The sequence below is a fragment of the Sporosarcina sp. USHLN248 genome, from assembly GCF_037144575.1.
GTDB classification, from domain to species: Bacteria; Bacillota; Bacilli; order Bacillales_A; family Planococcaceae; genus Sporosarcina; species Sporosarcina contaminans.
Map to the genome: position 1 here is coordinate 1 of NZ_JBBCZC010000068.1, position 10,451 is coordinate 10,451.

The window sequence follows — 10,451 nt, forward strand, 5'->3', positions numbered from 1 at the left end:
TGCGCCTGGAACGGAAAGCGACGGTTGTCAGGGGTTCCCCATTTATTCTCCAACCAGAAAGGGACTATCACAGAAAATCAGTTTTCACTGACTTTCTGGACAGCCCCGTGTATCCCTATGAATTCACAACCGTCCGTCTACCTACCTTTTGTGATATCAAATAAGCAATGGACGCACTCGCCATTAGAAAAATAAACGGCAGATGCGTTACGCTCCCGAAAGTAACTTCATTGCGAACAACCTCCGCCAGGCTATAAAGATCCGGCGTATAAAGAGCAGTTAAAACCCACCCCGAAGCTATTTGAATTGCGGTATGTAAGAAAGCAAAAGCTACTATGAATACTAAAAATCTTTTCAAGCTTGTCCACTCCTTGTTGGTTAAGAGGCAGAAAGCCTGCTTAACAAATTTTCGTGTTGCAGGCAACCTCTATGTTTTAGACATCGGTTATTCTCCGAGCAGCATTTAAGCCGGCACGATGCGAATCATGAAGCCTTTCTCGCAGGACGCGACGATTTTAGACTGCCTTCCTTTCATAAGGCAGAAAACGCCTTATGTTTAGGCTCTCCGACATACAGGACGTATTAGTGCCGACATTGCCGCAGGACGCGGCGTTCTTAGTCGGCTAACGCCTGTCGGAGCTAAACGCCGCCCTACGCTTTTGGGGTCATCCAGCTCCGAACTCCAGCCTCTCGGGTCGTTTGGGCCTGTACGATGCAGGTCATGCAGTCGTTGTCGCAGGACGCGTCGATTTTAGACTGCCTTCCTTTCATAAGATAAAAAGCGCCTTATGTTCAAGCCCTCCAACGCCTGTCGAGGCTAAACGGCGTTCTCCGCTTTTGGGGTCATCCAGACTTCAGCGACCAGACCCTCGAGTCGCTTCGATCTTGAAGCATAAGGCAAAAAGCGCCTTATGTTTCAAGTTCTCCAGCGCTTGTCGGGTCTAAACGGTCGCTTCCGCTTTTGGTATCATCCAGCTACGAGGGGCAGCCCTTCGGGTCACTTCAGAAAAGAGTCTAAGGAAAAAGCGCCTTAGGCTCTTTTCTTCCGACAAACAGGATGTATTAGTGCCGACGTTGCCGCAGGACGCGGCGAACTTAGTCGGCCAGTGCCTGTCAGGGCTAAACGCCCCTCTACGCTTTTGGGGTCATCCAGCTTCGGGCGGCAGCCTCTCGGGTCGCTTCGATCCTAAAGCATAAGGCAAAAAGCGCCTTATGTTTAGGCTCTCCAGCGCCTGTCGAGGCTGAACGCCGCCCTACGCTTTAGGTATCACCAGCTTCTTCCTGCTCCTCCTCCGCCTCCGGAGCCGCCTCCGCCGCTGAAGCCGCCGCCTCCACCGAAGCCACCGCCGCTCCCGCCGCCGAAACCGCCTCCTCCGAAAGAGCCTGGGAAGAAGATTGGGCCGCTACTTCTTCTGCCACCCGAACCGCCACCGCCACCAGGGCCACCTCTACTGAAACGGTAAATTAAATAGATAATAATGAAGAGAATGACCGGCGCAGGTATTCCTAACCCTCCGCCTCGATTCGAAAGCTTATTGACAGTAGCCATTTCGCCATTCCATCCATACTCAGCCGCAATTTCGTTGTAATAGGATTTATAAGCTTCCATAATCGCAAGATCCGGCTGTTCATTTTTTAAATATGGAACTGCAACCTCATCCATAATCCTTCCTATTTTCCCGTCCGGCAAGGCGCCTTCCAGCCCGTAACCGACCGCAAGTTCAAAATGACGTTTTTGAGATGAATTTGGAATCGTTGTTACGACTAGCAACGCCCCGTTATCTTCACCGGCTTTCCCTAACTTATATTCCCTTAGCGCCTCGGTCGCATATACATCAACCGGTTCATCGCCAATGCTCGGCAACGTCAACACAGCTAGTTCAGCCCCTGTTGCTTGTTCCAAGTTACGACCAAGCCGATTCAACTCTTCTTTCTGTTCATAAGACAAAATTTGTGCATGATCTTGAATGAAGTAATCATATTCGTTCCAATTGGGGATTTCGGCTGCCAACACCCCGATTGGCATGTATACGAACAGTAGACATGCGACCGCGAACGATCGAACAAATTTCCGAATCACTCCTTGTCATCTCCGAAATCGACTTCAGGAGCTTTGTTTGCAGCCTCTTCTGCCTGGAAATACTCTTTCTCGTCAAATCCGAAAATCGAAGCGACTAATTTGCCCGGGAACCGTTTCACTTGTCGATTGTATTGGGAAACGACATCATTATAATCTTTTCTCGCAAAACCGATCCGGTTCTCTGTTCCAGCCAACTCATCCATCAGCTGCGTAAAATTTTGATTCGCTTTTAATTCTGGATAATTTTCCACAACTACTAATAAACGCCCTAACGCATTCGACAGCTCTGTATCTGCAGCTGCTTGCTCCTCAGGTCCAGAAGCGCCAGCCAATCTTGCACGCGCGTCAGAAATTTCCGCAATAACTTCTTTTTCATGGCTTGCATAGCCTTTAACGGTGTTCACCAAATTCGGAATAAGATCAAGCCGACGCTGCAACTGGTTTTCAACTTGCGCATAGGACTGCTCAACATCCTCTTCCAAGTTAACGAATTTGTTGTAGCTTGGCACCAATAACATTGCTACAATCGCTAATAATACAATGATTATAGCAATCGGCCCTAATAATTTTTTCATCTTACCACTCCCTACTCATCGATACTTTTTCATACCCGTAGCGTCTATCCATCCAAACTTCCCTCTTTCCCTTTCTATCGTATGAACATCTAAAAGGTTTCAAACATTTCAAAGTCAAATAAAAATGCCAGTGCCCTTTAACAGGCACCAGCATATCAATTTCATTATTTTAAATCTTTCATATCGCTACGCGTAATAATATGGTCGATCAACCCATATTCCTTCGCACGCTCAGCAGTCATGAAATTATCGCGATCTGTATCTCTCGCGATCACTTCCACTGGTTGCCCAGTACGTTCAGACAAGATCGTATTCAACTTTTCACGTAAGAAAAGAATGCGTTTTGCAGCAATCTCAATTTCTGTTGCTTGCCCTTGTGCACCGCCAAGTGGTTGGTGAATCATCACTTCAGCGTTCGGAAGCGCATAACGTTTCCCTTTCGTTCCAGCTGTCAACAAGAATGAGCCCATTGAAGCGGCCATCCCAATACAAATCGTTTGAATGTCAGGTTTAATGAACTGCATCGTATCATAAATCGCCATCCCTGCAGTAATGCTTCCGCCAGGGCTGTTAATGTAAATGGAAACATCCTTATCCGGATCTTCCGCTTCCAAAAATAAAAGCTGCGCTACGATCGAGTTCGCGACATTATCATCAATCGCGCTACCTAACATAATAATACGGTCTTTTAGAAGACGGGAATAAATATCATACGCCCGCTCACCCCGGTTTGTTTGCTCAATAACTGTAGGTATTAAATTCATTCGACTTTTCCTCCTTTTGGATGAATCAATCATAATCGCTCTGTTGAAACGTTACCCATTTCAACTGTACATCTATCATACAGATGTTGGTCAATAAAGGTCAAATATAACGCATTGAAAATAGCTATTGCATAATTTCCATATTCTTTGTATAATGAATCTTGTCTGTTACAAAAATTGCCCTCGTGGTGCAACGGATAGCACGTGAGATTCCGGTTCTCAAAATGTGGGTTCGATTCCTGCCGAGGGCGTAAAAACAATAAACTGCCGAAAATGTCTTTCATGACATTTTCGGCTTTTCTTTTGCAAATTTCTTTTCTTTGATGATAAACAAACTATTCAATCGGTGCAAGATTTTCTTCGATTTCCGTACGACGTTCTTCCAAAAACGGCGGTAAATCTAATCTTTCCCCTAACGTTTCGACATCCCCGTCAATCGTAAACCCAGGTCCATCCGTTGCGATTTCGAACAAAATGCCATTTGATTCCCGGAAGTACAAGCTTTTGAAATAGAACCGATCTACAATTCCTGAGGAATGAAAACCGTGCAACCGCACTTGTTCTTCATAATAGGACAGCTCCTCATCATCTTTAACACGAATCGCTAAATGGTGAATGCTGCCTCGACCAGGCTTTTCTGCGGGACCATCATCACTTTTCACGACGATTTCTCCAAAAACATCGCCTTTAGCCGAACGAAAGATCGCTTCATCTTCTGTCCGTGATACTTCAGTATAACCCAAAATATTTGTCAACGTTCCTGCGATTTTATTCATTCGGCGCACGGTTATTTCGACTGCTCCCATTCCCAAAATCTGATGCTCGATCGGAACTTCCGATTTGTCCCACACCTCATAATGCGGCAGTCTCTCACCTTTAGAAACTAACAACACCATGCGCAATCCTTCGGCATCTTCAAAGTGAAGGGCTTGGCGATTCGCATACGTTGTCACTTCACCATGCTTTACATTATGCTCTTCAAATCTTGATTTCCAATACGATAAACTCTCCTCTGTGGGAACGACTAATCCAATTCTCGTAATGGCATTTGTCCCACGATAAGTACGGCCTGCAAAAGGCATTTCAAAAAATGTAAGCTCAGTGCCTGGACTTCCCGTCCGATCGCCGTAAAACAAATGGTACATCGATGGATCATCTTGGTTTACGGTAACTTTCACACGGCGTAGCCCTAAAATCGTACGATAGAAACGGTTATTGTATTGAGCATCTTTCGTTAACATAGAAATATGATGATGTCCTTCAATTGGATACATAAAGCGATTCCTCCTATATAGGATCATGATTACCTTCACTTTATCATTCAAAACTTCTATCAACAAGAAACTTGTCTTGAATTCGAGATAATTTTTCCCGCCATAAGCGTTTACCTCTTCTTATAGGATGAAATCGATCCGCTCAATCAATTTCCCATAAATAGAAAAAAGCCATCTCCTTACTAAGGAAACGGCAATCTATTCATTATTAATTTTCATTTTCAACAAGCTGTGCTAGTCTTTCAATTGCTTGCTCTTCGTCTACACCCTCAGCGATTAAAGAAACCGTCGTTCCGCGAGCTACCGCCAAACTCATTACGCCCATAATGCTCTTCGCATTCACTTGGCGTTCATCTTTCTTTAAAAATACATCTGCTGTAAACTTATTCGCCTCTTGCACAAAAAGAGCCGCTTGTCTCGCCTGCAATCCGGTTTTCATATTCACTTCTACAGTTTTTTCCGCCATAATCAATAGACTCCTCTCTATTCAATCCTATTCAGTTTTTTCTATCCGATGCCGCTACTTCGCAAGTTTTCGGCAATTTCCTCGATTTTTCTCAATCGATGATTGACCCCTGATTTGCTGACAGTCCCGCCGGATACCATTTCACCTAATTCCTTAAGAGTAACATCTTGGTATTCGATTCGTAAATGGGCAATCTCCTGCAGCCGTTCCGGCAACTGATCAAGACCAATCGTATTTTGAATGAACTTAATATTTTCCACTTGCCGCTGTGCAGCACCGATCGTTTTATTCAAATTGGCAGTCTCGCAATTAACGAGCCGATTGACACTGTTGCGCATATCACGCAAAATGCGCACATCCTCGAATTTCATTAACGAAACATGCGCACCAATCAAACCGATGAAATCCGAAATCTTTTCGGCCTCTTTCAAATAAGCGATATAGCCTTTTTTCCGTTCAATCGATTTCGCGTTCAAATGAAATTTATTCATCAACTCGACAAGAGCTTCACTATGCTCCTTATAAAATGAGAAGATTTCCAAATGATAGGAGGACGTTTCCGGATTGTTGACCGAGCCTCCCGCCAAAAATGCTCCACGCAAATAGGATCGCTGACAACATTTTTTCTTAATTAACTGTCCGGCAATTTCATTTTTAAACTGGAATGTGCCCGTTAGAATATATAAATCCTCTAACAGTTGCTTGGCGCCTTCCCGAATCCGGCAAATATAAACATTGTTCTTTTTCAGTCGCATTTTTTTTCGGACTAATAATTCCACTTTAATTGGATACAGTCGCTTAATATTTGAATATAGCCTTCTTGCGATTGCTGCATTTTCTGTTTGAACATCGAGGCTCAACTGTTTATTTGAAAAAGAGAGCGCCCCATTCATTCGAATAAACGCTGCGATTTCCGCTTTTATACAACATTCGTCAGCTTCGATCTGTGTGAGCTCTTTTTTCACTTCTGATGCAAAAGACATGATTTTCCCCCTCTCGCGGCGACGATCAAGTCTATTCTATTTCCGCATGATCCATATAGGACATAATCCATGATGCCACTTTATCGGCATCATGAATGACCCTGCCATCTGAAACTGTCGAAATGTCTTCCACAACGATATGCGGCACAAGTTGCTCCAAAGCGGCAATATCATTTTCAACAGGCCATGGCCTTTCCATATGATCTTGCCCTGCGAACAAGCCATTCAAATCGGTGCCATTCAGTAATACTGTATCTATGAAACGTTCATTTGCGTGCTCATATAAGGCCTGCACATGCTCGGACGCCGTATATTGGTAAGTTTCTCCTTCTTGTGTCGTCAAATTGTTAATGAACAATTTCTTTGCCTTGCAATTGACGACAGCATCCCGAATATCACGTACAAGTATCGTCGGCAATATGCTTGTATAGAGGCTGCCCGGACCGAATATGATTAGATCTGCCTTGTTGATCGTTTCTACGGTTTCCGGCAATGGTTGCACTTCTTGTGGTGAAAGATATACTTTTCTAATTTTGCTTCCATAGACCGGAATTTTAGATTCGCCGGTTACAATTGTGCCATCATCCAACTCAGCATGCAAGGTGATCCGCTGATTTGCTGCCGGATAAACCTTGCCCTTAATATTCAAAACACGCCCCATCTTTTCAACGGCACGCGCAAAATCACCTGTAATATCTGTCAATGCCGCTAACATCAAATTGCCTAAAGAATGCCCTTTCAGATCATCCTCTGTAGCAAAGCGATATTGGAACATCTTCTCAATTAACGGCTCTACATCTGAAAGCGCTGCCATCACTTGTCGTATATCGCCAGGAGGTGGAATATCATAAGCATCCAACAGCCTTCCGGAACTGCCGCCATCATCGGCGACAGTCACGATAGCCGTCAAATCGACACGATGCTTTTTCAAACCTCGCAGCAATGTAGACAATCCGGTGCCGCCTCCAAACACAACGATTCTCTTCATATTCCCGGATTGCAACATCGTGTCAACCCTTTCTTTTTTCGATATCCCGATGCGTAATGAATGTCCGGTATTCATCTTTGAAGCGATTGCCGAAATACTCAGCTAACGTAACCGAACGGTGCTGGCCGCCTGTGCAGCCAAATGCGATTACCACTTGGGATTTACCTTCGTTTTTATATTGAGGAATAATAAACTTATAAAGATCGGTCAATTTTTCGATAAGCACTTGTGTATCATTCCATTTTAACACATATTCGGACACGTCTTTCTCCAAACCTGTTTTCGGTTTCAATTCTTTAACGTAATAAGGATTTGGCAAAAAGCGGACATCAAATACAACATCTGCATCAATCGGCATTCCATGCTTAAAACCGAATGAAATAAAATTCAGTGTAAAGGGCATATCCCCTTTAGCCGAAAAGGTAGAAATGATTTTTTCCCGAAGCTCTCTCGGTTTTAATTGAGAGGTGTTGAAAATGTAACGGGCACGACCTTTCAATTCACTTAAAAGATTACGTTCTTTCTTAATACCCGTCAACGGCAAGCCACCTTCTGCCAATGGATGCGAACGTCTCGTTTCCTTGTAACGGCGGACGAGCGTCTCATCATCAGCATCTAAAAAAAGCAGCTTCGTCGACACACCTTCCATTTGAAGCAAATTATCCAATGCTCCAACAAGGGAATCAAACAAGTCGCCGCCCCTCGTATCCATAACTGCAGCGATGCGACGCATTTTATTTTCAGATTTCATCATAAGATCCAAAAAAGTCACTAACAGTTCCGGAGGCAAATTATCGATGCAATAAAATCCTAAGTCTTCAAAGCTTCGCATAGCGACCGTTTTCCCCGCACCCGACATTCCTGTAATAATGACTAATTCCACATCACTGTTCGGCAGCTCATTTTCCATTATGTTTAATCACCTTCTATCGATTTTTGTATTTGCTCTTTTAACAGTTCAAAATCCTCGGTGTAATGGAAGGTTCCGTACTGAACACCCGGTTCTGAAACCGCAAACAACAAATTCGTCCGATCCCCTTCAGCCATCGGCAATATCTCAAGACTTTCGACCGGATGCCATTCCAATATTCCTTCCCGATTTTCCTCATAAGGCACGCCTTCCAAATCTTTTGCTATAAATGTAAATAGCATCCATTCATTAACAACTTCATTCGTTTCAGAATCATGGATAACCATTGTATATATACCTTTTACAAACGGATCAATCGGCAAAGCGCCGGTCTCCTCCGTAAATTCACGAATAGCTGCATCATAAATGGATTCGCCTAAATCCATTTTGCCGCCTGGAGCGACATACCAGCCTCTCTTCGGTTTCTTCAATAAAAGCACTTTATTTTCTTTTACGACAAGCAAATTAGCAATTCTTTGCATTGAAATTTCCTCACTTTTATAGACGCATACTGTCATTATACAATGTTTAGCACATAAACGACAAAAAAAGAAGACCATCCGCCAAAAAACTTCGGCAGATCGTCTTTAAGTAAAACATATAATAAAAAGGGGGGTCTATTGATAGTCTTATCATATCCTTTTTCTATTGCATTTCCATTACAGGAACATTAACGTTTGATTAATTATTTCATGAACCTTATTTTTATCCAACCTCTCATCAAATACGCATAACTACCACCACTACACGCATAAACTCCAATACAAACGCATAATGCCAATCAACAACTCATAATTACTTCTGTAAGCGCATATACTCCCCTGCAAGCGCATAAATGCCTATACAAGCGCATAAAACGTCTTATTCACTCATAGACCGCCAAGCAATGCGCATTGCCACCCCATTCACACGCATAAATGAATCCAACAACTCCCCCCATCATACAAATCACCAATCTATCCCGATGCAGAAACACTCCAAAATGTTTGCCTACCCAAAAACGCTATAGAAAACGCATAACTACCCTCACTACACGCATAAACTCCAATAAAAACGCATAATGTCAATCAACAACTCATAATTGCTTCGGTAAGCTCATAAATGCCTATGCAAGCGCATAAAACGTTTTATTCACTCATAAACCGCCAAGCAGCGCGCATAAATCTCAAAATGGTTTTATCTTACAAAAGACAAAATTCACTAGGCATTTGTGTTCCGCTTACTTCATATGAAGTTAGAGACATTTATGCGAAGGTGCACAGTTTATGAGTATGCAAATGCTTTTATGCGCAGGCAAATTCCATTTATGCGCAACAACGATCTTTTATGCGTAGATATAATCATTTATGCGGGGACGAACTTCTTTTTGCGTATGCAAAATCATTTATGCGCAACCACGATCTTTTATGCGCGGAAAAATCCATTTATGCGGGGACGATCTGCTTTTTGCGTATGCAATATCATTTATGCGCAGCCGAACTCCTTTATGCGTACGCAAAATCATTTATGCGCAACAACGATCCTTTATGCGCAGGTATAATCATTTATGCGGGGGACGATCTGCTTTTTGCGTATGCAATATCATTTATGCGCAACCACAATCTTTTATGCGCGGAAAAATCCATTTATGCGCAGCCGAACTCCTTTATGCGTACGCAAAATCATTTATGCGCAACAACGATCCTTTATGCGCAGGTATAATCATTTATGCGGGGACGATCTGCTTTTTGCACATGCAAAATCATTTATGCGCAGCCACGATCTCTTATGCGTTGGTATAATCATTTATGCGGGGACGATCTGCTTTATGCGTACGCAAAATCATTTATGCGCAACAACGATCCTTTATGCGCAGGTATAATCATTATGCGGGGACGAACTTCTTTTTGCGTATGCAAAATCATTTATGCGCAGCCACAATCTTTTATGCGCAGGTATAATCATTTATGCGGGGACGAACTTCTTTTTGCGCAGGCAAAATCATTTATGCGCAGCCACGATCTTTTATGCGCGGAAAAATCCATTTATGCGCAGCCGAACTCCTTTATGCGCAGACAAAATCATTTATGCGCAGCCGAACTCCTTTATGCGCAGACAAAATCATTTATGCGCAGCCGAACTCCTTTATGCGCGGACTGCGCAGCCACGAGCTCTTATGCACGGAGAAATCTATTTATGCGCAGCCGCGCTCCTTTTTTTCGCGGATAAATGCTTCATGCGGGGGAAAAAGTAAATATGCTTGGTTTCTCGAATTTCTACCAACTTTTAATTCTCCATAGATGCTTCAAGTACGAAAAAACGGGGCTGTCCAGAAAGTCAGTGTAAACTGATTTTCTGTGATAGTCCCTTTCTGGTTGGAGAATAAATGGGGAACCCCTGACAACCGTCGCTTTCCGTTCCAGGCGCACGCT

10 protein-coding genes and 1 tRNA gene are annotated in these 10,451 nt (G+C 43.4%); 1 reads left to right on the forward strand and 10 read right to left on the reverse strand.

What is annotated here, in order from left to right; translation table 11 throughout:
- Positions 1-115: 115 nt before the first annotated feature.
- From WFH04_RS17375 to clpP, 4 genes are all read right to left on the reverse strand, one after another.
- Positions 116-358 carry a hypothetical protein gene (locus tag WFH04_RS17375; protein WP_336825462.1) on the reverse strand — a complete coding sequence of 81 codons (243 nt, stop codon included), beginning with the start codon at positions 356-358 and terminating at the stop codon, positions 116-118.
- A gap of 909 nt (positions 359-1,267) precedes the next feature.
- Positions 1,268-2,080: a TPM domain-containing protein gene (locus WFH04_RS17380; protein WP_336825464.1), complete on the reverse strand. Its 813-nt coding sequence runs from the start codon at positions 2,078-2,080 to the stop codon at positions 1,268-1,270.
- Positions 2,077-2,655, reverse strand: coding sequence for a LemA family protein (locus WFH04_RS17385; RefSeq protein ID WP_336825466.1), 579 nt, complete (start codon positions 2,653-2,655; stop codon positions 2,077-2,079). Before WFH04_RS17385 ends, WFH04_RS17380 begins: the two co-directional genes overlap by 4 nt.
- Positions 2,656-2,819: 164 nt before the next feature.
- Positions 2,820-3,452 carry an ATP-dependent Clp endopeptidase proteolytic subunit ClpP gene (gene clpP / locus WFH04_RS17390; RefSeq protein ID WP_336825468.1) on the reverse strand — a complete coding sequence of 211 codons (633 nt, stop codon included), beginning with the start codon at positions 3,450-3,452 and terminating at the stop codon, positions 2,820-2,822.
- Between the two features lie 146 nt (positions 3,453-3,598).
- Here clpP and WFH04_RS17395 point away from each other — a divergent pair.
- Positions 3,599-3,670 (forward strand) — tRNA-Arg (locus tag WFH04_RS17395).
- Between the two features lie 84 nt (positions 3,671-3,754).
- Here the strand turns inward: WFH04_RS17395 and WFH04_RS17400 are convergent.
- From WFH04_RS17400 to WFH04_RS17425, 6 genes are all read right to left on the reverse strand, one after another.
- Positions 3,755-4,693: a ring-cleaving dioxygenase gene (locus WFH04_RS17400; RefSeq protein WP_336825470.1), complete on the reverse strand. Its 939-nt coding sequence runs from the start codon at positions 4,691-4,693 to the stop codon at positions 3,755-3,757.
- Positions 4,694-4,901: 208 nt separating this feature from the next.
- On the reverse strand, positions 4,902-5,159 hold the full coding sequence (locus tag WFH04_RS17405) for an HPr family phosphocarrier protein (protein WP_336825472.1): 258 nt from the start codon (positions 5,157-5,159) through the stop codon (positions 4,902-4,904).
- Between the two features lie 41 nt (positions 5,160-5,200).
- On the reverse strand, positions 5,201-6,142 hold the full coding sequence (gene whiA, locus WFH04_RS17410) for a DNA-binding protein WhiA (RefSeq protein ID WP_336825474.1): 942 nt from the start codon (positions 6,140-6,142) through the stop codon (positions 5,201-5,203).
- Between the two features lie 31 nt (positions 6,143-6,173).
- Entirely contained in the window at positions 6,174-7,148 is a 975-nt protein-coding gene (locus WFH04_RS17415) for a gluconeogenesis factor YvcK family protein (RefSeq protein ID WP_336825476.1), read from the reverse strand.
- 4 nt (positions 7,149-7,152) lie between these two features.
- On the reverse strand, positions 7,153-8,040 hold the full coding sequence (gene rapZ / locus WFH04_RS17420; protein WP_336825478.1) for an RNase adapter RapZ: 888 nt from the start codon (positions 8,038-8,040) through the stop codon (positions 7,153-7,155).
- A 5-nt stretch (positions 8,041-8,045) separates the two neighbouring features.
- On the reverse strand, positions 8,046-8,522 hold the full coding sequence (locus WFH04_RS17425) for an NUDIX hydrolase (protein ID WP_336825480.1): 477 nt from the start codon (positions 8,520-8,522) through the stop codon (positions 8,046-8,048).
- Between the last annotated feature and the right edge of the window lie 1,929 nt (positions 8,523-10,451).